We start from the raw sequence: 20,618 nt of genomic DNA on the forward strand, positions 1-20,618 counted from the left end.
CGATAAACGTGGACTGGCTAACCGCCAGCCAAAGATTCATCACAATAATCAGAGACGTATTTCATGAAAGATACCCGATCAAAAAAGCGGTCAAAAAAAACCGGAGCCGCGACTTTCTTTTACTGCGCGTTCACGCTTCCCGCGTTGACGCTAGCCACGAACGCGTATGCCGATGACAGCGTGACGGAGCCCACCTCCAGAACGTCTAAAACTCAAACGCTCGCGCAAACGTTGTCGTCCCCCACGCAACATGCTGCGGACTCGTCGGCGGCGCAAAGCAATCCATCTGGCAAGCGCCGGGCCGACCAGGGCGGCCAGGTGCGTAACGACCAGCCGGACACCACCAATGCCATCGTCAACGCCGAAGCCACTCAGACCGTCTTACCGCCAGTACCGCTGTCGGGCCAGGCAGCGAGCAAGGGTTTCATCGCCGACAGCCATCTGAATCTGCAGTTTCGCAACTATGCCGACTACTTCCAGGCACCGGACACGATCTATCGTCACGCGTGGGTTCAGGGCGTGCAGGCCAACTATGAATCCGGCTACACGCAAGGACCGCTCGGCTTCGGCGTGGACGCCTCGTTGTTCGGCGCGCTCAAGCTCGACGGCGGCAACGGCGCGGGCAACATGGTGCACGTGGGCAAGGACGGCGGCGGTTCGGAACAACTCGCGTGGGCATATCCCGGCATGTACGACATCAAGGGGCGCATTTCGGAAACGGTCGTGAAATACGGGTTGCAGATCGTCACCAACCCGTTCCTCGAACCACACGACAATCGCGCGCTGCCGCCGACTTTTCTCGGCGTCTCGATGGTCAGCAACGATCTCGCGCACACCGAGCTTCAGGCCGGCAGCTTCACCAAGGTCGACGCACGCGGTCACACGAACCTGAGCAATCTCACTACTTCGTATGGCGGCACGCGCATCGATCGCCTCACTTATGTGGGCGGCACGTGGCACTACGCGAAGAACGGCGAGATGGCCCTTTACGTCGATCAGGCCGACGACGTCTGGCGTCAGTACTACGGCTCGGTCGCGCAGTCGTGCGGCGATCCGGCCACGATCAAGTGGAGCGGGCTCGCGAACGTCTATTCGACGCACGACACCGGCGCGTCACGTCAGGGGCACATCAACAGCAACGCCTACAGCGTGTCGGTTTCCGCGCAGCATGGCCCGCATGCGCTCCTGCTCGGTTACCAGCAGGTGCTCGGCGACCAGTTCTTCGACTACGTCAACGAGACCAACGGCATCTACCTGACCAACTCGATGGACGTGGACTACAACGCGCCGCACGAGCAGTCGCTGCAGTTGCGCTATACGTTCGACGGCAAATACGCCGGCGTGCCGGGACTCAAGGCGATGTTCTGGGGGCAATACGGCTGGGGCGCGGATGCGTCGGCCGGCGCGGCGGAGAATGCTTCGCCTTCGGCAGCGCTGCATGATCTCTACTGGAAGAACGGCGAGCCGGTGCATGGCCATCACCACGAGTTCGGCTTCATTCCCAGCTACACGCTGCAAAGCGGACGCTTCAAGGATACGAAGGTCACGTTCATCGCCATGTGGCATAACAGCCAGTACCACTACTCGGATGGCAACAACATGGAATACCGGCTGGTGGTGAATGTGCCGGTGAAGGTCTTCTAAGCGGTTGCAAGCGTTCGAGGCGGCGCAGTTAGCGCGCCGCCTCGTTGAGCGCGCCTGCGCTTATCCCGTGATCCGTTCGGTGGTCATGGCGCGCGACAAGCCATGCATCGGCCTGCGCAACGCGACATCGAACGGGTTGGTTTGCGGGCCGATTGCGTCAGCCTGGCGGCGCAGCAATTCGACCACCATCGGCAGACGGTCGTCGCCGAGACGCGCGGCCAGCGTGCCGACGCTCAACGCGGCGACCGCCACACCGGTGCGATCCAGAATCGGCACCGCGACACCCGCCATGCCGTCGAGCACACCGCTATTGCGCCCCGCATAGCCCAACTGGCGCACGCGTTCGATCTCGGTGCGCAAATACACCTCGTCGAGCACGCCGTAGCCGCGAATTCGCGGCACGTTGAAACGGATGATCTCCTCACGCTCCGCCTCGGGCAAAAACGCGAGAATCGCCAGACTGCCCTGCCCGACACCTAAAGCCACGCGCCCGCCTATATCGCCGGTGAACGAACGGATCGGAAACGGCCCTTCGCAGATGTCGAGGCACACTGCGTCGAAGCTGCTTTTGACGAGTAGAAAGATCGTGTCGCCGAGACTGGCGCACAACCGCAGCAACGCGGGACGGCATAGCGTGCGCATGCCGCTCGGGTTGCCGGCCTGCGCCGCGAGCGCGAAAAAATCCACACTCAGCCGGTACAGCTTGGAGCTTTCGTCCTGTTCGACGATACCCTCCGCGATCAACGCATGCAGGATGCGGTGCACCGTGCCTTGCGTCAATCCGACCGTTTTCGCCAGACGCGTGACACGCCCGCCGTCGGGCTGCGCCTCGGACAATGCGCGAATCACCGCGAACGCACGTTCCAGCATGCCGGGGCCGGGAGTGCCACCCGGCTCGGCCACGGCGGTGTCGGTATCTCGTTTGGCGGCAACTTTCATCTTTCTGGCTCTGAATTATTTCATTGACCGAAACACTATAAAGCGTTTTATCCTCAAATGGAATCTGGGAACATCCCGCTCGTAGAGACGTTGTGCCGATAATTCATAGGGATTTTCCGGACGCCACGCAGCGGAACAGCGAGCACGCTTTCCACCAATATCTTTCATACAGTGGAATTTTTTTTAATCTTATACCGGCAATCGGAATTTGAAATTGACTGACGGTAATTTGGCTAGCTAGAGTCGGCGTCATCGAGGCAGTAGTCGATTGAACCGGTGTCGAACCATCCAAAGGTCAGATCATGTCGTTCCTCACACTTACCGACGTCACGAAATCGTTCGGCGATCTGCACGCAGTCGCCGACGTGAACCTGTCGGTGGAAAAAGGCGAATTCGTTTCGTTGCTCGGGCCGTCCGGCTGCGGCAAGACCACCACCTTGCAGATGATCGCGGGCTTCGTCGAAACGACGCGCGGACGCATCACGCTCGACGGCCGCGACATCACGCACATGAAACCGAACAGGCGCGGCCTCGGCATCGTGTTCCAGAGCTACGCGCTGTTTCCGCACATGAGCGTCGCCGAGAACGTCGGCTTCGGACTGGAAATGCGCAACATCGACAAAGCCGAGCGCAAGGAGCGCATTCGCGAAGCGCTGGCGCTGGTGCGGCTCGACACGCTCGCGCATCGCTTTCCGCGCGAACTCTCCGGCGGTCAACGGCAACGTGTGGCGATTGCCCGGGCCATCGTGATCGCGCCGCCGGTACTGCTGCTCGACGAACCGATGTCGAATCTCGACGCCAAGCTGCGCGAAGACATGCAGTTCGAACTGCGCGGCATTCAACGCAAGATCGGCACGACCACCATCATGGTGACGCACGATCAATCCGAAGCGCTGTCGATCAGCGATCGCGTGGTGGTGATGGAAGCCGGCCGCATTACGCAGATCGACACACCGTACGAAGCGTACGAGCGACCCGAGAATCGCTTCGTCTCGCAGTTCATCGGCAAGGCCAACATGCTGCCTGGCATCGTGGTGGCGCGCGACGGGGACGCGATCCGCATCGATCTCGGCCACGATCTCGCGGAAACCGGGCACACGGCGCAGTTGCCGGCGCGCGAGCGTGTGGTCGGTGTCGGCGACGCGGTGACCTTGTGCATTCGCCCGGAAAAACTGCGCCTGTGCGCACCGAACGCGGGGCGTGTGCCAGCAACCGTCACGAGCCGCTTCTTCCTCGGCAGCCAATGGTTGTACCGGCTTGACAGCCGGCTCGGCGAAGTGCTGGTGTGCTGCCAGAACGAAGGCACGGAGCCGCTGCCCGAAGGCGCGGCAGTGGGCGTGGACTGGAACAGCGAGGCGATCCGCTTCATTCAACGGGACGCGCATCATGGCTAGTACGCTGCCCGCCACCGACAAGCGCGACATGAAATCCGGCAACGCCCGCCGCGCGCCCTGGCAGGCATTTTTGCCGCTATGGCTGATGTGCGCGCCGGCGTTTCTGCTGTTCGTGGCGCTCGTGCTCGTACCGCTTCTGATGACGCTGGTGCTGACCTTCTATCGCTTCGATCCGGCCAGCGGGCCGATCGCCGCGTTCCAGTTCGGCAATTACGCGGAAGTGCTGAGCTCGTCGTATTACCACACCATCTTTCTGCGCACCTTCGGCATTGCGTTTCTGGTCACGCTGCTGTGCGTCGTGATCGGCACGCCGGAAGCATATGTGCTGTCGCGCATGCGCGACCCGTACCGCTCGATGTTCCTGCTGGTGATTCTCGCGCCGCTGCTGGTCTCCGTGGTGGTGCGGGCCTTCGGCTGGAGCATGCTGCTCAACACCAACGGTCTCGTGAATCAGGCGTTCGGTCTGATCGGACTCGGGCCTTACAAGCTCGAGTACACCACCTTTGCGATCGTCATTGCACTCGTGCACGTGATGCTGCCGTTCATGGTAATTCCGGTGTGGACGGCGCTGCAGAAGCTCGACCCGCAAACGGAAAACGCCGCGCTTTCGCTAATGGCATCGCCCGCCACCACGCTGCGTCGCATCGTTCTGCCGCAGCTCACGCCGGGCATTCTGTCGGGCAGCCTGATGGTGTTCGGCTTGTCGGCGAGCGCCTTCGCGATTCCCGGCCTGCTCGGCGGACGACGCCTGAAAGTGGCCGCCACCGCCGTGTACGACGAGTTCCTCGGCTCGCTGAACTGGCCGCTCGGCGCGACTATCGCGCTCCTGCTGCTGGTCGCGAACCTGATCGTGATGCTCACGTACTACCGGGTTCTGGAACGCAAATACACCCGAAGCCTCGGCTAATTCATCGGCTCACTTATCGGCTCACTCAGTGAAAACATCATGAGAAAAAACGGCCTTATCGCGCTGATTTTCCACACGCTCGTGATTGCGTTCGTGCTCGCACCGCTCGTGATCGTCGTGCTGGTCGCCTTCACGCCCGACGAAACGCTCACGTTGCCCACGCACGGCGTCTCGTTGCGCTGGTTCCGCGCGATCCTCAATTACCCGGATTTCATCAGCGCGTTTTTCAATAGCCTGAAGCTGGCGTTCGCTTCGGCAACGCTCTCGCTGATCGTGGCGCTGCCCGCCGCGCTCGCCATCGGCCGCGCGCGCTTTCCCGGCCGCAGCTTTCTCAACGGCCTGTTGCTGTCGCCGCTCGTGATTCCCGGCCTCGTACTCGGCATCGCGCTGCTGCGTTTTTTCGCGCTGATCGGTGCGACCGGCTCGTTCGCCTGGCTCGTGCTCGCGCACATGATCATCATCACGCCGTTCGTCATGCGGCTCGTGCTGGCTTCGGTAAGCGGGCTCGACCGCAGCGTCGAGCACGCCGCCAACTCGCTAGGCGCCGACGCATGGACCACGTTTCGCCGCATCACTTTCCCGATGATTCTGCCGGGCATAACCGGCGGCTGGCTGCTGGCCTTCATCAACAGCTTCGACGAATTGACCATGTCGATCTTCGTCACCTCGCCGCAAACCGTCACGCTGCCGGTGCGCATGTACATGTACGCCACCGAATCGATCGACCCGATGATGGCTTCCGTGTCCGCGCTGGTGATTTTCATCACGGGCGGCGCGATGCTGCTGCTCGACCGCGTGTATGGCCTCAACCGCATTCTGATCGGCCAGCACTAATGTCTTCTTCCGACCACGCTCTCATGCCGTCCACCTTGTCGTCTACCAACGCCACCGCGCCGCGTCGTGAGCCGCAATTCATCCGCATTGCGGAAACGCGGCGCAAACCGCTGCGCTTCTTTCTCGATGGTCAGGAAGTCGCCGCGCTGCAAGGCGATACGCTGCTGACAGCCGTGCTGATGCAGCAACGCCGCGTGCGCGAAAGCGAATTCAGCGGCGCGCCGCGCGCGGGTTTCTGCCTGATCGGCGCATGTCAGGACTGCTGGATGCGCACCGAAGACGGCAAGCGCGTACGTGCGTGCTCGACGCTCGTGACCGAGGGCATGCGCGTGCTCACGCGCCCGGCCGCCGCTATCGAAGCCGACACCGCGGACAGAAACGGAGACGCGCGATGAGCGACGAACGCCGCATCGTGATCGTCGGCGCCGGACCGGCTGGCGTACGCGCTGCCGAGACGCTGGTGGCGGCCGGCGTGAAGCCGGTCGTGATCGATGAAAACGCGCGCTGGGGCGGCCAGATCTATCGGCAGCCGCCCGCCAATGGCGGATTCCAGCGCTCGAAAAAAACGCTCTACGGTTTCGAAGCGTGCAAGGCCGATGCATTGCATTCGACCATGGCCGCACTTCTGCCTCATCTCGACTATCGCCCCGACACGCTTGCATGGGCGTGCGAAGCGGGCCACCTCGATACCTTGCACGCAGGACGTGAGCGGCGCGTGCCGTTCTCGCATCTGATCATCGCCAGCGGCGCGACCGACCGCGTGCTGCCGGTGCCGGGCTGGACGCTGCCCGGCGTCTACACGCTCGGCGCGGCCCAGGTCGCATTGAAGGCGCAAGGCTGCGCGATCGGCCGGCGCGTCGTGCTGGCGGGCACCGGTCCGCTGTTGTACCTCGTGGCGTACCAGTACGTGAAAGCGGGCGCGCAAGTCGTGGCCGTGCTCGACACGAGTCCGTTCTCGCAGCAGATCGCCGCGGCGCCGAAACTCGCGCGCCTGCCGTCCACGTTCGCCAAAGGCCTCTACTACGTCGGCTGGCTGAAAATGCATGGCGTGCGGATCGAGCGCGATGTGACGCTAGTCGGCATTCGCGGCGTAGACGGTGTGGAAGCGCTCGAATGGCGCGCCGCGCGTAATGGTTCGGCAAACGAAACAATCGCGTGCGACGCGGTCGGCTTGAGCTTCGGCCTGAAACCCGAAACACAACTCGCCGATCTCGCCGGCTGCCGCTTCCGTTTCGACGCGACCAACCGTTGCTGGCTGCCTGAAACAGACCCGGCGGGACGCAGTTCCGTGCGCGGCCTCTATCTCGCCGGCGACGGCGCGGGCATCGCCGGTGCGGACGCCGCCGAACTGGCCGGCCGACACGCCGCGCTGGCGTTGCTCGACGATCTCGGTATCGCGCATCCACGTGGCCCGAATATGCCCGACGCTGCATCGATCGAACGCCGGCTGAAACGTATCGCGGTATTTCGCGAGGGTATCGAAACGGCCTTCGCGCCGCCCGCGAAATGCGCGTCGCAATGGCCCGACGACATGACCGTGTGCCGCTGCGAAGAAATCGACGCGGGCACGCTAAGGCGCTGCATCCGTGGCGGCGAAGCGAATGAGATCAACCGGTTGAAGGCGCTCACGCGCATCGGCATGGGACGTTGCCAGGGACGCATGTGCGGCGAAGCCGCGCTCAACCTGCTCGCCGAAGAAACCGGCAAACCTCTCGACGCAGTGGGCCGCTTGCGCAGCCAGCCGCCCGTCAAACCCATTCCGCTCGCGCCGGCCATGTATGCCGACGACGTCGCCGAAATCCCAATGGAGGCGCGCGATGAGTGACACCCTGCATTACGACGTCGCAATCGCGGGCGGCGGGCTGGTCGGTTCATCGGCGGCGTTGGCGCTGGCTAAGCGCGGCCTGCGCGTAGGCCTCTTCGAGCGACGCTATTGCGGCGCGCAGGCGAGCGGCGTGAACTACGGCGGCGTGCGCTGCCAGGGACGCCCAGTCGAACAGATGCCGCTCGCGATCCGCGCGCGGCGTATCTGGGACCGCTTGCCGGAGTTGATCGGCATCGACGGCGAATTTACGGTGTCGGGCCATTTGCGCCTGGCCCGCGGCGAAAGCGCGCTGGCCGCGCTGCAAACGTGGGCCGAGATGGCGCGCGACTATGGCGTGCACGCGCAACTGATCAGCGGCACGGCGTTCCGCGAACGCTACCCGTGGCTCGGCGCATCGGCCGTCGGCGGCTCGCTGTGTGCGACGGACGGTCATGCGAATCCGCGGCTGGTGTCGCCCGCCTTCGCGCATGCCGCGCGTACCGCGGGCGCGGACGTGCGCGAGCAATCCGAACTCACCGACATTCGGCACGACGGCAAGCGTTTTCAATTGCGCGCCGGCGACCTGCGCGTCAGCGCCGACTGGCTGATCAACTCGGCCGGCGCGTGGGCGAATACCGTGGCGGGCTATTTCGGCGAGACCGTGCCGATGAAACCGATCTACCCGAACATGTGGGTCACCGAACCGCTGCCGCTCTTCATCACGCACAACCTGGGCGTGTATGGCGGCGGCATCTACGCGCGGCAGGTGGCGCGCGGCAATTGTGTGATCGGCGGCGGACGCGGACATGGCGACGGCGAATACGGCCAGCCGTCGACGGAAACCACGCGCGCGGTGATGCGCGACGCTTGCGCGCTGCTGCCCGCGTTGCGCGAGGCGTTGCTGATCCGCACGTGGAGCGGCGTGGAAGGCGAAACGCCCGACAGCAATCCGATCATCGGCGCGAGCCGCACCGTGCCGCGTCTGTTGCATGCATTCGGTTTTTCAGGCGGCGGCTTTCTGCTCGCGCCGGGCGTCGGCGAAGTGCTCGCCGATCTCGTCATCGACGGCGCCACCGCCACGCCACTCGACGCTTTTTCGATTGGCCGCTTTGCTGCTGTGGCGACCTCTCCGGTCGCCTGAGTCATCGTTTAGTGAACTTTAGTGAACCCCCGGAGCTCCTCAATGAAACTGTTCAAAACGCTCGCGGCGCTGGCCGCCTTATGTGCATTCGGCGCGGCCGCGCCGGCGTGGTCGCAAACCAAAACGATCTATATCGGCATGAACGGCGGCCCGATGGAAAAGGCCTATACGAGCCAGGTGCTGCCCGACTTCGAGAAAGCCAACAACGTGAAGGTGGTCGTGGTGCCGGGCACGTCGTCGGACATTCTCGCCAAGCTGCTGGCCAACAAGGCCAGTCCACAGATCCATGTGGTGTTTCTCGACGACGGCGTGATGGCACGCGCGGTCAGCATGGGTGTGTGCAGGAAGCTCGACGATTCGCCGGTGCTCAAGGAACTCTATCCGTTCGCGCGCATGAAAGACGACATGGGCGCGGGCGTGCAACTCGGCATGACCGGCATTGCCTACAACAAGAAGCTGTTCGCTGAAAAAGGCTGGGCGCCGCCCACTTCGTGGATGGATTTCGCCGATCCGAAATACAAGGGCAAAGTGGTGTTCCAGTCGGCGTCGAGCAGTACTTTCGGCCTGCACGGCTTTCTCGCCATCAACCGTCTGATGGGCGGTAGCGAACAGAACGTGGAGCCGGGCTTCACGAAATGGGCGAGCACGGTGGGACCGAACGTGGTCGAGTACGTGCCGAATTCGGCGAAGATTTCCGAAATGGTCCAGACCGGCGAGGCGGGTCTGTTCCCGTTGACGCCGACCGCCGTGGGCGATCTGGCGGACAAGGGCATTCCGGTCGGCTATGTGAATCCGAAGGAAGGTCCGGTGTTGCTGCTGGTCGATCTGTGCGTGGTCAACAACAACCCGGACCCGCAACTGGCGCAGAAGCTCGCGCAGTTCCTGCTCTCCGCGCCGGCGCAAACCAAGGCCGCCGAGGCCGGCCGTCAGATCCCCACCAACCGTCTCGCGAAGATGACGCCGGCCATGCAGCAAAGCCTCGGCAACGTGGAAGATCTGGTGCGCAAGGTGACGGTTGTGGATTGGGACACGATCAACGCACACCGCGCGCAGTGGGATACGCGCTGGAACCGGCAGATCGAACGCTAAGCCGGTCTTCGGGAGCTGCAACAAAAACGCGCGCCTTGCAGAGTTGCAAGGCGCGCGTTTTTTGTGAGCTTGCAGGAATTGTGGCTTTAGAAAACCACCGACATCGCCACCGCCAGCCAGATCGCCGTCACGCCCGCTAGAAACAGATGCCGCGCAATGCGCACCCGGCGGTCGCTGGTTTCGGGTTCGACGGGACTTGTCGCGACCCAGGGCACGAGCCCGAGGCAGCCGAAGCCGATCAGCGCGAACACGAACACGAAGACGTCGGCGACTCGCCAGGCGGTCGGCTCATACATGCCCCAGTAGCCGAGAAAGACGATCCCGATCGAGAAGATCGTGGCCGACGCGGAACTCAGCGCGGGCACTGACCCGGATGGACTCGGCATGCTTCACCTCCGATCGTTAGGCTGTCATGGTCATGCCTGCCGGGTTCCGCGCTACGGCTTGATTCAGGACGTGCGGGTCTGCCTCGCTTCATACGTCTTCAGATGACTATAGGCGATACGCAGCAACGACAAGCCGTGCTCGCCCTTTTGCGCGTCGCCGCCACGCGAAATCAGGTCGCCGAGAATGTGATCCGCCTCGGTATGCGAGTGGTTTTCGACATCGCGCAGCATCGAAGCGGTGAGCGGCGAAGGCGTAAAGAGCGTCTGCGTGGCGCGTGCGTCGAAGTCGGGGCCCATTGTGAAACCGTTGTGCTCGGCCACCGCCCGCGCCTCGCCCAGCAGATTTTCGATCACGCGTTTGCCGTCCGGCGCCGCCAGAATATCGCCGACCGAACCGCGCATCAAGCACGTGCCGGCCGCCAATGTGGCCAGGAACACCCACTTCTCCCACATGCGCAGCAAAATGTTGTCGCTGACCAGCGCATCGAAATTCGCGCCGCTCATTGCCTCGGCGATAGCCTGCACACGTTCCGACGTGCCGCCCGTCTGCTCGCCGAAAGTGATCGCATGGCTGTCGTTCAGATGCACGATGTGCTGCTCGGCGTTGAGCGTCGCCGCAATCACGCATTGACCGCCCAGCACGCGCGCGGAGCCGAACTTTTCGTCGAGCACCTCGATATGGCGCATGCCGTTGAGCATGGGCAGAATCAGCGTCGATTCGCCGACGAACGGTGCGAAGGAGTCAATGGCGTCGTCGAGACTGTAGGCTTTGCAACTCAGCAGCACCAGATCGAACGGCTCGGCGCTCACGCCGGCGAGAATGGTTTGTGGGTCGCGCAAGGTGAGATCGCCGCGCACGCTGCTGATCACGAGCCCGTCGCGCTTGAGTTTCTCCGCCCGGCCAGGGCGCACGAGGAAGGTCACGTCCTGTCCCGCCGCCGCGAGACGTCCGCCGAAGTAGCCGCCCACGGCACCCGCCCCTACTACTAGAATTCGCATCTTTGGCCTCTTGATAGATTTCGGTCACGCGCGCCGCGTCCATGAGCAAAGGCGTTCAGGAACGCACAGGCAGTGCGTGTGCAGGAATGTAGCAAAGATTGAAGATCGACATCCGCCACGATTGCCGTGGCCCGGCGTGCTGCACTGCACAGCGGCTTAGGTCAGATCAATCCGCGCAATACCGCTTTCGTCTTTCGCTCTTTGCCTCGGGGTGTCAGCGATGTCGGCTATACGGCGTCCTCCTTCTCAAAGCGTGCCGCAAATGGTGTTCTCGTAGAGCGCGAGCATGCCCGGCACCTCCACCGCCATACATACCTTGCAGTCGGGCCGGCTGTCCCAGGCCGGCGCGGGCACGGGCATGGTCGACGGTTTCTGAATGGATTGGCCCACCGCGATACCGTCGGTCAGCACGCGCACCGGGCCGCTGCGCGTCGTATAGAGATGCGGCGCCAATACGTAGGCTACCGCCGACGAATCATGCACGTAGATGCCGGGAAGCTGCGCGCTCTGCTCGTGAAACGCCTCGTAGTGCCGCGACACTTCCCATACGAACTGACCTGCCGCACCGCCGCGAGCACGCAGCGACGCCAGATAATCGTGGCTCATGATAGTGCGCTGCGTAACGTCCAGACCGACGATCGCGACCGGCCACGCCGCGCCGAACACGATGTCCGCGGCATCCGGGTCGCCCAGAATGTTGGCCTCCGCCGCGGGCGTGACGTTGCCGAGCACGCCGTCCGTGCCGAATGCGCCGCCCATGATCACTACCTGTTTGACGAGCGGCGCGATCTGCGGATCGTCGGCAAGCGCAAGAGCAAGATTCGTGAGCGGCCCAACCGCCAGCAGCGTCACTTCACCGGGATGCGCGCGCACCGTGTCGATGATGAAGCGGTGCGCGGGGCGCGCGTCGAGTGCAGCCTGCTCCGTTGTATCCAACGCGATATTGCCGAGCCCGTTGTCGCCGTGAATCCATGCGAGCGGTTCGGGCGCGGCGCGCTTGAGCGGCGCTGCCGCGCCTTGTGCGACCGGCACGCCTGCGGCAAATCGCCCGGCGAGAAAGCGCGCGTTGCGTGTGGTCGTTTCGATCGTTGCATTGCCGAATACGCTTGTCAGACCGAGCAGTTCGATATCCGGATGCAGCGCCTGGAATACGAGCGCCATTGCATCGTCCACACCTGGGTCGGTGTCGTAGATGACCTTATGCCTGCTCATAGATAGAACGCGTCCGGCAATTGTTCACGCGCGGTAGTGTCGCGCGTGGCGCCATGCAGATTGCCGAGGCGAATCGGCAAATCAGGCCCGCCCAGTTCAATGATCACCTGGCGGCACGCACCGCACGGCGCGATCGGGCCTTCTGTGTCGCCGATCACGGCGAGCGCCGCAAACTGGTCACGCTGATAGCCCGCTGCAATAGCGCTGAAAAACGCGGTACGTTCGGCGCAATTGCACAAACCATACGACGCATTCTCGACGTTGCAGCCGTCGAACACCTTGCCGTCCCGGGTCAGCAGCGCCGCACCGACCTTGAACTTCGAATACGGCGCATAGGCCTTTTCTCGCGCGGCACCGGCGCGTTCCAGCAATTGTTCCATATTCATACAGCGATCCTCGATTCAATTCAGCGTAATGAACATGCCCGCAATCGTGGCGCTCATCAGGTTCGAGAGCGTCGCGGCGAGCACGACACGCAGGCCGTAACGCGCGACTTCGGCGCGGCGCTCCGGCGCGACGGCGCTAAAGCCGCCCGTCAGCACCGCAATCGACGAAAAATTCGCAAAGCCGCACAGCGCAAACGACAGGATAGCAATGGTACGCGGATCGAGCGCCTGCAGACCGGCCGCGGTCACGCTCGCGGCGTCTTTCAGATACGGCGACAGCGACGCATAGGCGACGAACTCGTTGAGAATGACCTTCTGCCCGAGGAAATTGCCGGCAATCGTCGCCTCGCTCCACGGCACGCCGATCAGATACGCGAGCGGCGCGAACACGATGCCGAGCACCGCTTGCATGGACAGTTGCGGATGGCCGAACCAGCCGCCAATGCCGCCCACGATCCCGTTGAGCAGCGCAATCAGCCCAACGAACGCGATCAGCATCGCACCGACCATCACCGCGATTTTCAGGCCCACGGTCGCACCGGAACTCGCCGCCTCGATCACATTGGCAGGGCGCTTCTCGTCGAAGTTGAGGTTGTCGAGATGAACCCGGCTCGGTTCCGTGGACGGGTGAATGATCTTCGCGAACAGCAAGCCGCCCGGCACCGCCATGAACGAGGCCGCGAGCAGATACTCGACTCGCACGCCAAGACCCGCATACCCCGCCAGAACCGACCCGGCGACGGCCGCCATGCCGCTCGACATCACCGCGAACAGCTCGGCGCCGGTCATGTCGCGCGTAAACGGTTTGACCACGGCGGGCATTTCGCTCTGACCCAGAAAGATCGTGGTGACCGCGGAAAACGATTCGAGCTTCGACACGCCGAGCACTTTCTGGAACAACGTGCCGAGCACGATCACGATCCAGCGCATCACGCCGATGTAGTACAGCACGGAGATCAGTGCGGTAACGAAGATGATGGCCGGCAGCACGCGCACGGCGAACACGAAACCGCCGTCGCCGAAAACCTGGAACATCTTCGCTTGCACGAGGCCGCCGAACAGGAACTCGATGCCCGCATTGCCGTAGCCGAGTACATGATTCACCCCGGAGGCCGCGCCCGAAAGAATCGACTTGCCGACCGGCACGAAAAGAATGAACGCGCCGATACCGATCTGCGCCAGTAATGCGCTAATTACAGTCCGTAAACGGATCGCACGCCGGTTGGTCGAAAAGATGAAAGCGACAAGCAGAAGTACGGCAATACCGAGAATGTTTCGAGCGATCAGTGCCATGTCTCTTCGTGTTCTTGTGAAAGTGGCAATGATGCTAAACGAAACTCGTACTGGAGGAGAAACTTTAAATAGCGGCGCACGCTCCATTGCCGAAGATTCAGTCACGATTGATGCGCCGCGCATTTGCACAAAGGCGGCGGAGTGTGTCGAGGTATTTCGCACGCCGATGCACCCCGCCGCTATCGATTCAGAATCAGAGCATTTCCAACGCCAGCGCAATCCCCTGGCCGCCGCCGATGCACAGCGTAACAATGCCGCGTTTGAGACCATCGCGCCGCATGGAATGGAGCAGGCGCGTGGTCAGCACGGCACCGGTCGCGCCGATCGGATGGCCATGTGCAATCGCGCCGCCTTGCACGTTGATCAATTCGTCCGCAATGCCGAATCTGCGCGCGACCGCGATCGGCACGGCGGCAAACGCTTCATTGATCTCGAAGCGCTGGACGTCGTGCAATTGCCAACCCGCTCGCGCCAACGCCATCTCCACGGCCGGCACAGGACCAAGGCCGAACATGCCCGGTTCGACCGCGGCGACGCCGTAAGACACGAGCCGCGCGAACGGCTCGATGCCGCGTGCTTCCGCGAAACCGCGCTCCGCCACCAGCATCGCGGCCGCGCCGCTGTTCAATCCGGGCGCGTTGCCCGCGGTAATCGTGCCATCCGGGCGAAATGCCGGACGCAGTTTCGCCAGCGTTTCCACCGTGGTGTCGGGCCGCGGTTGTTCATCGCGCGTGAAATGCTGCGGACCTTTGCGTCCCGCGGTTTCCACGGCGACCAGTTCGGCGTCGAAATCGCCGCGCGCCTGTGCCTCGCTGAATCGCTGTTGCGAACGCGCCGCCCAGCGGTCCTGGGCTTCGCGCGTAATGTCGAATTGCGCGACGAGGTCTTCAGTGTGCCAGCCGGAGTGCTCGCCCGAAAACGCATCGTTCAGACCATCGCGCAGCAGGCTGTCGTGGATCTGCGCGTTGCCCATGCGGTAGCCCCAACGGCCGCCGTCGAGCAGATACGGCGCGCGGTCCATGTTCTCCATGCCGCCGGCCACGGCCGCATCGCCGAGACCGAGCAGGATCTCCTGCGCCGCCGAGGCGATTGCCTGAGCACCCGAGCCGCACACGCGATTGACAGTCAACGCCGGCACGCTCACCGGCACGCCGCCGCCGATCGACGCCTGGCGCGCCGGATTCATCCTGTTGCCGGCCTGAATCACGTTGCCCATCACGACCGAGCCCAGCGCGGCCGCGTCGAGCCCGCTGCGATGCAACGTCTCGCGCACGGCGATCGCGCCGAGTTCGGTGGCGGGCACCTCTTTCAGCGCCCCGCCGAATGCGCCGATCGGCGTTCTCACCGGATTGCAGATCACTACTTCTCGCTGATTCGTCATCGTTTCTCTCCAGTTGGATCAACAACTCACTGGCCACACGCTTGCATCAGTTGTTCGCCGATACCGCCGTGACCGCGTCAGGCACATCCCAGCCGCCGCCGAGCGAGCGGTACAACGCAACCGCCGAAAGCGCATGCTCGCGTTTGGCCTGGTTCAACGACTCGGCGTCGCGCAGATAGGCTTCCTGCGCCGCAAGCACATCCAGGAAACTCGACGCACCGCCCTTGTACAGCTCGGTCGAAAGACGCAGCGCGTGGTCCGACGCATCCAGCGCGCCGCCAAGCCGTTGGACCTGCACTGCGCCGCTCACCAGATCGCTGCGGTTGTCCTCGATTTCCTTGAGCGCTTGCAGCATGGTTTGCTGCAGACCGAGTTGCGATTCGCGCATGCGGCTTTCGCTCGCATCGATATTCGCGGTGATACGGCCCGCGTTGAAAATCGGACTCGTCGCGTTCAAGGCGGCGCTAAAGAGGTTGTCGGTCAGCGTCGGCAGACCGAGGTAGGACGAGGCCAGCAAACCGTCTGCGAGATTGAGCCTGAACTGCGGATAGCGCTGCGCTTTCGACACGCCCACTTCCGCCGCGCGCTGTTCGACCGTTGCGTATGCGGTGCGTACGTCGGGGCGCTGCAGGAGCGCTTTAGAAGGCAGCATCTGCGGCACGCTTTGCGCGGGCACCGGAATATCGCGGGCATTGGCAAGCAGCAAACTGTCCACGCTTTCCGGCGTGCGCCCCGAATACACCGCAATCAAACTCAATTGATGCTGCACCGCCGATTGCACACGCGGAATCTGCGCCTGCAAATCTTCCAGCTGGTTCTGCGCGCGGGCAACGTCCAGTTGCGTCGACAGCCCGTAATGCAGACGCGCCTGTGTGAGCTTCAGCGCGCGTGCGCGAATCTGCTCGTTGTCGTTCAGAATCTGCAACTGCGATTGCGCCCAGCGCAGATCGATATACGCCGCCGCGGTATTCGCCGCGAGTGCGAGGCGCACCTGATTCAAAGCCGTCTGACGTCCCGATACCTGCGCCTGCGCCGCGAGCACCGCAAGACGCTCGCCGCCGAACACGTCGGGCGTCCAGCTGGCGGTTACGCCGAAACCGGCCTGACGCACATAACCGAGTGGCGGCGGCGCGTTCTGACGCGAGTCGGACGCGGTCGCGCTTGCATTCAACTCGGGCAGCAGGGCCGCACGGTTTTGCGTCGCCAGATCCTGCGCCTGCTTGACGCGTTCCACGGCCGCCTGCACGTCGAGATTGCCGGTCAACACGGATTCGACCAGTTGATGCATGACGGGGTCGCCGAATCGCGCCCACCACGCATCCGCGCTCACGCTGTCTTGCGGCGCATCGACATTCCACGCAGCGGGCGCGACGGTCTTCACCGTCTGCGGCAAATCCGCGTGCGTTGCCGGCTGCACCGCGCACGCCGCGAGCGTCAGCATGGCGGCGCTCGCCAGTACTTTGAGAAGGATCGGTTTCATGGGGAATTCCTCAATGGGCATCGGGTGGCGGAGCGTTGTTGCCGAACGGGCGCGAGAACAGCACGCTCAGCAGGCCGACCACGAAACACAGCGACAGGGCGAAGAAGGTATCGGAGAACGTGAGCACGAGTGCTTCGCGCATCAGCAGAGCGTGCAGTTCGCCGAGCCCCGCGTTTGCCGCGTTCAGCACGTTGCCGCCCACTGCCGCGAAATGCGCGCCTTGTTGCTGCAAGATCGACTCGACCACCGGACGGCCCACGTTCAGATGTTCATCCAGCCGCTCATAGTGCAGATTCAGGCGGTCGTTGAGCATCGTGCTGCTCACCGCAATGCCGATCGCGCCGCCGAGGTTACGCATCAGATTGAACAGGCCGCTCGCGGAACGAAGCCGCGACATCGGCAATGAACCGAGCGCCATCGTGACAATGGGTGGAATGCAGAACTGCTGGCCGATTCCGCGCAACGCCTGCGGGATCAGCAACTCCTGCCAGCCCCATTGATTGGTCAGCGGCACGTACAGATAACAGCCCACGCCGAACAGCACCAGGCCGAACACCAGCAGCAACCGCATATCGACAAAGCGCGCGACCACCGAATAAGCCACCATCGCGGCCAACTGAAAACAGCCGACCGACAGCAACGCCACGCCGATCTGCAACGAATCGAAGCCACGCACACGCGACAAGAACACCGGCGTCAGGAACACCGCACAGAAAATGCCGATCCCCGTGATGAACGACAGCAGACTGCCGATGCCGAAATTGCGGATCGCCAGCGCGCGCAAGTCGACGATCGGCTCTTTCGCGGTGAACGCATGCACGATGAACAGGAAGCCGCAGATCGCCGCTATCCACGTACACGTCACGATTATGTCGTCGCCGAACCAGTTCTTGCGCGGCCCTTCCTCCAGCACGTATTCGAGGCAACCGAGAAAACCCGACATCAGCAGGATGCCGAGGTAATCGCCTTTCTTCAGCAGCGACAGGTCGACGTTGTCGAAGTGCACGTACTTCGGCACCATCAGCGTGACGGCGACGCCGGGCACCAGGTTCAGATAGAACAGCCAGTGCCACGACCATTGCGACGTGATCCAGCCGCCGATCACCGGACCGACGGTCGGCGCGAGCGTGGCGAGCGCGCTGATGGTGGTGGAGGCGATCAGGCGCTGCTTGCCGGGAAACAGCACGAATGCCGTGGTAAACACCGTCGGGATCATCGCGGCGCCGAGCGCGCCCTGCAAACCGCGGAACAGGATCATCGAGTTGATGTCCCACGCGAGACCGCACAACATGCTGGTGAGCGTGAAGCCGAGCGCGGAAAACGCGAACACCCAGCGCGTCGAGAACACGCGGGTGAGCCAGCCGGACATCGGAATCACCAGAATCTCGGCGATCAGATACGAGGTCTGCACCCACGAGAGTTCGTCCTGGCTCGCGGACAAGCCGCCGCCGATATCCTTGAGTGACGACGCAACGATCTGGATATCGAGCGTCGCCATGAAAAAGCCGATGCACATCAACGTGAACGCCAGAACTTTGGTTCGCGTCGGCAAATCGGCGGGGTTGGCGAGAACTTGAGTCATGATCGGCTCAACCGCGCGCCGACGTGTTTTCGGCGCTCCGAAGGGCGTCCCCCTGCGGGGCATCGACATGCACTTTCACCGTGGCGGAGAGACCGGGACGCAGCACGCCTTGCATGTCCTTGGGCACATCGAGGCGCACCCGCACCGGCACGCGCTGCACGATCTTCGTGAAGTTGCCGGTGGCGTTTTCGGCGGGCAGCACGCTAAAGGTCGCACCCGTGGCCGGCGCCAGGCTTTCCACGATCCCGTGGATGCGTTTGCTCGATGCATCGAGATCGACGTCGACGCTGTCGCCGACGCGCATTTTCTTCAACTGGTCCTCCTTGAAGTTGGCGTCGATCCACAATCCACTCGCTGGCACCACCGTCAGCAGCGACACACCCGTGTTCGCCAGCAGGCCGACTCGCGCGGTGCGATTGCCGACATAGCCGTCGATCGGCGAGCGGATCGTCGTGTACTCCACGTTCAGTGCCGCAACGCGTTGGGCGGCTTGCGCGGTGGCGATGCGCGCCTCGGCGTCGCCGATCTGCGCGTCGAGCACGGCGATCTGGCGCTGCGCGGCCACCAGCGCCGCATTGCTGCGATCGACCGCGGCGTGCGCTTTCGTCAGATCGGCGTCCGCGCGTTCGACCACCTGGTTCGATACCGCTTCGTCCTTCACGAGTTCGCGGTAGCGCGTCTGGTCCGCGGCGCTGCGCGTCAATTCGGCGCCCGATGCGCGGACCTCCGCGGCCTGCTCGTTGATCGTGGCGAGTTGCAGGGATTTCTTCGCCTGCAATTCAATCACCGCCGCTTGCGCGCTCTGCACTTCCGCCGTGGCCTGCGCGAGCCGCGCGTCGTAGTCGCGCGCATCCAGCCGGATCAGCACCTGGTTTGCGTGGACGAACTGGTTGTCCTGCACCAGCACGTCCGTGACAAAGCCGTTCACCTTCGGCGCCATCACAGTGACATCGCCGCCCACGTAGGCATCGTCGGTCGTTTCGACGAAGCGGCCGACGAAGAACCAGTACGACGCCGCCAGCGCCAGCACGACGAGGACCGTGATGACCGCGAGCAGCATCCACGGAATACGCCGTGCCGGTTTGGCGGTCTGCGCCGCGCTCGGCGGGGCGATAGTCGATGGAGTAGTGGACATGTTGTCGGTATGTGCGTATGCACTCGTTACGTTGAAAAAAACGGCGCGTCAATTGCGCCGGCCATCCGTTGCCGCACTCGCGGCTTCGGACTCAATCCCGTGTCATTGCAAACAGTTCGCTACGTAGTGCGGCCGCGCGCCGCTCGCCAAAGCGGTGCTCGAATTCGGCTTGCGCGGCATACCAGTGTTCACGGCCTGCCTTGAGCCGCTCCTCGCCTGCGGCGGTGAGCGCGATTGTCAGCGCCCGTGCGTCGGCACCGAGTGCCTCGCTCGACACGAGGCCGTTGCGGCGCAGCGGCTGGATCGTGCGGACCAGGGTCGTGCGTTCCATGCGCATGGCCTCGGCCATTTGCTTCATTGTCATGGGGCCGGTGCGTTTGAGCCGCCCCAGCAGCGAAAACTGCGTAATGGTCAGCCCAACATTGCCCAGATGCCGGTCGTAAATCTGCGAGACATAACGCGCGGCCTGGCGGATGGCAAAACAGTCGTCGTCGATTAGCCCTTCCATTGCTGGACTTCCTCGTGAGTGAGTGCGTATGCACACAAACAGGCGCACGTATGCCCCAGTGAACGAGCGCGGACGCCTCAGCTAGCCGGTGATGCTGAACAGCTCGGCGCGCAGCGTTTTGGCGCGCGCATGGCCGAACTTCTTTTCGAACTCGTCCTGCGCGGCACGCCACGCAATGGCGGCCTGGTCGAACGTTGCTTCGCCCTTCTCCGTCAGGCTGAACAGCAACGTGCGGCCGTCATGCTCCGCGGATTCCGCAACCACCAGACCGTCGCGCTGCAAAGGCTTCATGGCACGGACCAGCGTGGTGCGTTCCATCACCATTGCGTCCGCCAGATCCAGCATGGGCAGATTCGGCGTGCGCGCGAGCTTGGCGAGAATCGTGAACTGCGCAGCCGTCAACCCGACGGCACTGAGATGGCGCTCGTAGATTTGCGTGACGTGCCGCGCCGCCTGGCGCAGCGCGAAACAGTTGCATTCGTCGTAAGAGAGAGGACGGTTCAT

The 20,618-nt window shown here is 63.3% G+C and carries 20 protein-coding genes; 8 read left to right on the forward strand and 12 right to left on the reverse strand.

What is annotated here, in order from left to right; all coding sequences use genetic code 11:
* Nucleotides 1–63: 63 nt before the first annotated feature.
* Nucleotides 64–1,644 (forward strand): OprD family outer membrane porin, encoded by a 1,581-nt coding sequence (locus PDMSB3_RS32385; RefSeq protein WP_007177978.1) that lies wholly within the window; start codon nt 64–66, stop codon nt 1,642–1,644.
* A gap of 60 nt (nt 1,645–1,704) precedes the next feature.
* Here PDMSB3_RS32385 and PDMSB3_RS32390 read toward each other — a convergent pair whose 3' ends face one another.
* On the reverse strand, nt 1,705–2,583 hold the full coding sequence (locus PDMSB3_RS32390) for an IclR family transcriptional regulator (protein WP_007177979.1): 879 nt from the start codon (nt 2,581–2,583) through the stop codon (nt 1,705–1,707).
* Between the two features lie 302 nt (nt 2,584–2,885).
* On the opposite strand from PDMSB3_RS32390, the gene PDMSB3_RS32395 reads away from it, so the two are divergent.
* The 7 genes from PDMSB3_RS32395 to PDMSB3_RS32425 are packed head-to-tail and all read left to right on the forward strand — an operon-like array spanning nt 2,886 to nt 9,752.
* Nucleotides 2,886–3,977, forward strand: a complete 1,092-nt coding sequence (locus PDMSB3_RS32395) for an ABC transporter ATP-binding protein (protein WP_007177980.1) — start codon at nt 2,886–2,888, stop codon at nt 3,975–3,977.
* Nucleotides 3,970–4,884 (forward strand): ABC transporter permease, encoded by a 915-nt coding sequence (locus PDMSB3_RS32400; RefSeq protein WP_165189081.1) that lies wholly within the window; start codon nt 3,970–3,972, stop codon nt 4,882–4,884. The genes PDMSB3_RS32395 and PDMSB3_RS32400 overlap by 8 nt, the downstream gene beginning before the upstream one ends.
* 39 nt (nt 4,885–4,923) lie before the next feature.
* The gene (locus PDMSB3_RS32405; RefSeq protein WP_007177982.1) at nt 4,924–5,718 is read left to right on the forward strand and encodes an ABC transporter permease; all 795 of its coding nucleotides are present in this window, start codon (nt 4,924–4,926) and stop codon (nt 5,716–5,718) included.
* Nucleotides 5,718–6,113: a (2Fe-2S)-binding protein gene (locus PDMSB3_RS32410; RefSeq protein WP_007177983.1), complete on the forward strand. Its 396-nt coding sequence runs from the start codon at nt 5,718–5,720 to the stop codon at nt 6,111–6,113. The genes PDMSB3_RS32405 and PDMSB3_RS32410 overlap by 1 nt, the downstream gene beginning before the upstream one ends.
* On the forward strand, nt 6,110–7,543 hold the full coding sequence (locus PDMSB3_RS32415; RefSeq protein ID WP_007177984.1) for an FAD/NAD(P)-dependent oxidoreductase: 1,434 nt from the start codon (nt 6,110–6,112) through the stop codon (nt 7,541–7,543). Before PDMSB3_RS32410 ends, PDMSB3_RS32415 begins: the two co-directional genes overlap by 4 nt.
* Nucleotides 7,536–8,663 carry an NAD(P)/FAD-dependent oxidoreductase gene (locus PDMSB3_RS32420; RefSeq protein WP_007177985.1) on the forward strand — a complete coding sequence of 376 codons (1,128 nt, stop codon included), beginning with the start codon at nt 7,536–7,538 and terminating at the stop codon, nt 8,661–8,663. Before PDMSB3_RS32415 ends, PDMSB3_RS32420 begins: the two co-directional genes overlap by 8 nt.
* A 42-nt stretch (nt 8,664–8,705) precedes the next feature.
* A complete protein-coding gene (locus tag PDMSB3_RS32425) occupies nt 8,706–9,752 on the forward strand; it encodes an ABC transporter substrate-binding protein (protein ID WP_007177986.1) in 1,047 nt (348 codons plus the stop codon).
* Between the two features lie 86 nt (nt 9,753–9,838).
* Here the strand turns inward: PDMSB3_RS32425 and PDMSB3_RS32430 are convergent, their stop codons facing one another.
* The 11 genes from PDMSB3_RS32430 to PDMSB3_RS32480 form a co-directional block, all read right to left on the reverse strand.
* Entirely contained in the window at nt 9,839–10,138 is a 300-nt protein-coding gene (locus PDMSB3_RS32430) for a hypothetical protein (RefSeq protein ID WP_007177987.1), read from the reverse strand.
* 63 nt (nt 10,139–10,201) lie between these two features.
* Nucleotides 10,202–11,137, reverse strand: a complete 936-nt coding sequence (gene panE / locus PDMSB3_RS32435; protein ID WP_007177988.1) for a 2-dehydropantoate 2-reductase — start codon at nt 11,135–11,137, stop codon at nt 10,202–10,204.
* A gap of 246 nt (nt 11,138–11,383) precedes the next feature.
* Entirely contained in the window at nt 11,384–12,349 is a 966-nt protein-coding gene (locus PDMSB3_RS32440) for a nucleoside hydrolase (RefSeq protein WP_007177989.1), read from the reverse strand.
* A complete protein-coding gene (locus PDMSB3_RS32445; protein WP_007177990.1) occupies nt 12,346–12,735 on the reverse strand; it encodes a cytidine deaminase in 390 nt (129 codons plus the stop codon). Before PDMSB3_RS32445 ends, PDMSB3_RS32440 begins: the two co-directional genes overlap by 4 nt.
* A 15-nt stretch (nt 12,736–12,750) precedes the next feature.
* Nucleotides 12,751–14,028, reverse strand: coding sequence for a NupC/NupG family nucleoside CNT transporter (locus tag PDMSB3_RS32450; protein WP_165189083.1), 1,278 nt, complete (start codon nt 14,026–14,028; stop codon nt 12,751–12,753).
* 193 nt (nt 14,029–14,221) lie between these two features.
* Nucleotides 14,222–15,409 (reverse strand): thiolase family protein, encoded by a 1,188-nt coding sequence (locus PDMSB3_RS32455; RefSeq protein ID WP_165189085.1) that lies wholly within the window; start codon nt 15,407–15,409, stop codon nt 14,222–14,224.
* A gap of 46 nt (nt 15,410–15,455) precedes the next feature.
* Nucleotides 15,456–16,889: an efflux transporter outer membrane subunit gene (locus tag PDMSB3_RS32460; protein WP_165189087.1), complete on the reverse strand. Its 1,434-nt coding sequence runs from the start codon at nt 16,887–16,889 to the stop codon at nt 15,456–15,458.
* Between the two features lie 10 nt (nt 16,890–16,899).
* Nucleotides 16,900–18,471, reverse strand: coding sequence for a DHA2 family efflux MFS transporter permease subunit (locus PDMSB3_RS32465; RefSeq protein WP_007177994.1), 1,572 nt, complete (start codon nt 18,469–18,471; stop codon nt 16,900–16,902).
* 7 nt (nt 18,472–18,478) lie between these two features.
* Complete coding sequence (locus PDMSB3_RS32470; protein ID WP_007177995.1) at nt 18,479–19,606, reverse strand: HlyD family secretion protein; 1,128 nt, start codon at nt 19,604–19,606, stop codon at nt 18,479–18,481.
* A gap of 91 nt (nt 19,607–19,697) precedes the next feature.
* Nucleotides 19,698–20,114, reverse strand: a complete 417-nt coding sequence (locus tag PDMSB3_RS32475; RefSeq protein ID WP_007177996.1) for a MarR family winged helix-turn-helix transcriptional regulator — start codon at nt 20,112–20,114, stop codon at nt 19,698–19,700.
* An 81-nt stretch (nt 20,115–20,195) separates the two neighbouring features.
* Nucleotides 20,196–20,618: a MarR family winged helix-turn-helix transcriptional regulator gene (locus PDMSB3_RS32480; protein ID WP_007177997.1), complete on the reverse strand. Its 423-nt coding sequence runs from the start codon at nt 20,616–20,618 to the stop codon at nt 20,196–20,198.

Source organism: Paraburkholderia dioscoreae (assembly GCF_902459535.1).
GTDB lineage: Bacteria > Pseudomonadota > Gammaproteobacteria > Burkholderiales > Burkholderiaceae > Paraburkholderia > Paraburkholderia dioscoreae.

What these genes read in the sequence shown, in the direction of transcription:
- PDMSB3_RS32390 (WP_007177979.1), bottom strand. Translation starts at nt 2,583, where the DNA reads ATGAAAGTTGCCGCCAAACGAGATACCGACACCGCCGTGGCCGAGCCG.
- PDMSB3_RS32395 (WP_007177980.1), top strand. Translation starts at nt 2,886, where the DNA reads ATGTCGTTCCTCACACTTACCGACGTCACGAAATCGTTCGGCGATCTG.
- PDMSB3_RS32415 (WP_007177984.1), top strand. Translation starts at nt 6,110, where the DNA reads ATGAGCGACGAACGCCGCATCGTGATCGTCGGCGCCGGACCGGCTGGC.
- PDMSB3_RS32470 (WP_007177995.1), bottom strand. Translation starts at nt 19,606, where the DNA reads ATGTCCACTACTCCATCGACTATCGCCCCGCCGAGCGCGGCGCAGACC.
- PDMSB3_RS32480 (WP_007177997.1), bottom strand. Translation starts at nt 20,618, where the DNA reads ATGAACCGTCCTCTCTCTTACGACGAATGCAACTGTTTCGCGCTGCGC.
- PDMSB3_RS32460 (WP_165189087.1), bottom strand. Translation starts at nt 16,889, where the DNA reads ATGAAACCGATCCTTCTCAAAGTACTGGCGAGCGCCGCCATGCTGACG.
- PDMSB3_RS32425 (WP_007177986.1), top strand. Translation starts at nt 8,706, where the DNA reads ATGAAACTGTTCAAAACGCTCGCGGCGCTGGCCGCCTTATGTGCATTC.
- PDMSB3_RS32475 (WP_007177996.1), bottom strand. Translation starts at nt 20,114, where the DNA reads ATGGAAGGGCTAATCGACGACGACTGTTTTGCCATCCGCCAGGCCGCG.
- PDMSB3_RS32400 (WP_165189081.1), top strand. Translation starts at nt 3,970, where the DNA reads ATGGCTAGTACGCTGCCCGCCACCGACAAGCGCGACATGAAATCCGGC.
- PDMSB3_RS32430 (WP_007177987.1), bottom strand. Translation starts at nt 10,138, where the DNA reads ATGCCGAGTCCATCCGGGTCAGTGCCCGCGCTGAGTTCCGCGTCGGCC.
- PDMSB3_RS32450 (WP_165189083.1), bottom strand. Translation starts at nt 14,028, where the DNA reads ATGGCACTGATCGCTCGAAACATTCTCGGTATTGCCGTACTTCTGCTT.
- PDMSB3_RS32410 (WP_007177983.1), top strand. Translation starts at nt 5,718, where the DNA reads ATGTCTTCTTCCGACCACGCTCTCATGCCGTCCACCTTGTCGTCTACC.
- PDMSB3_RS32385 (WP_007177978.1), top strand. Translation starts at nt 64, where the DNA reads ATGAAAGATACCCGATCAAAAAAGCGGTCAAAAAAAACCGGAGCCGCG.
- panE (WP_007177988.1), bottom strand. Translation starts at nt 11,137, where the DNA reads ATGCGAATTCTAGTAGTAGGGGCGGGTGCCGTGGGCGGCTACTTCGGC.
- PDMSB3_RS32455 (WP_165189085.1), bottom strand. Translation starts at nt 15,409, where the DNA reads ATGACGAATCAGCGAGAAGTAGTGATCTGCAATCCGGTGAGAACGCCG.
- PDMSB3_RS32440 (WP_007177989.1), bottom strand. Translation starts at nt 12,349, where the DNA reads ATGAGCAGGCATAAGGTCATCTACGACACCGACCCAGGTGTGGACGAT.
- PDMSB3_RS32465 (WP_007177994.1), bottom strand. Translation starts at nt 18,471, where the DNA reads ATGACTCAAGTTCTCGCCAACCCCGCCGATTTGCCGACGCGAACCAAA.
- PDMSB3_RS32420 (WP_007177985.1), top strand. Translation starts at nt 7,536, where the DNA reads ATGAGTGACACCCTGCATTACGACGTCGCAATCGCGGGCGGCGGGCTG.
- PDMSB3_RS32445 (WP_007177990.1), bottom strand. Translation starts at nt 12,735, where the DNA reads ATGAATATGGAACAATTGCTGGAACGCGCCGGTGCCGCGCGAGAAAAG.
- PDMSB3_RS32405 (WP_007177982.1), top strand. Translation starts at nt 4,924, where the DNA reads ATGAGAAAAAACGGCCTTATCGCGCTGATTTTCCACACGCTCGTGATT.